This is a genomic window from Pseudomonas sp. SIMBA_041, from assembly GCF_046535095.1.
In the GTDB taxonomy this organism is placed as follows: domain Bacteria; phylum Pseudomonadota; class Gammaproteobacteria; order Pseudomonadales; family Pseudomonadaceae; genus Aquipseudomonas; species Aquipseudomonas mucoides.
In genome coordinates this window covers 1-268 of sequence record NZ_JAWRXJ010000365.1, presented here as the reverse complement: position 1 = coordinate 268, position 268 = coordinate 1, and the positions used below count along the sequence as shown (strand labels likewise).

General features: G+C 52.2%; 1 pseudogene. It reads right to left on the bottom strand.

Annotated features, from left to right (window positions below):
• A pseudogene (locus SB725_RS31505) lies at window positions 1–268 on the bottom strand (tRNA-modifying protein YgfZ); the annotation flags it as partial.

Sequence of the window (268 nt, the reverse complement as noted above, 5' to 3'; positions counted from 1 at the left end):
ACCACGGAATTTTGCTCGCGCCACCATCTCTTGTCCGGTATAACAGCCTTTCTTAAAGCTGATACCGCCCAGCGCCTGGAGATTGGTCGCCTGTGGGATAAACTGCCCGCTGTTGGCGGCATCAATCACCGGGAAACCCGCTTCAATGTTTAATGCCAGCCACTGTTGGCTATTGTTCAGTTCCGCTTCACCGCGCAGTTTATCGGTCAGCATATTAGCAGTAGCTTCATCGGTTACGATCAGGAAACGTTCTGCCGGGTGTTCAAAC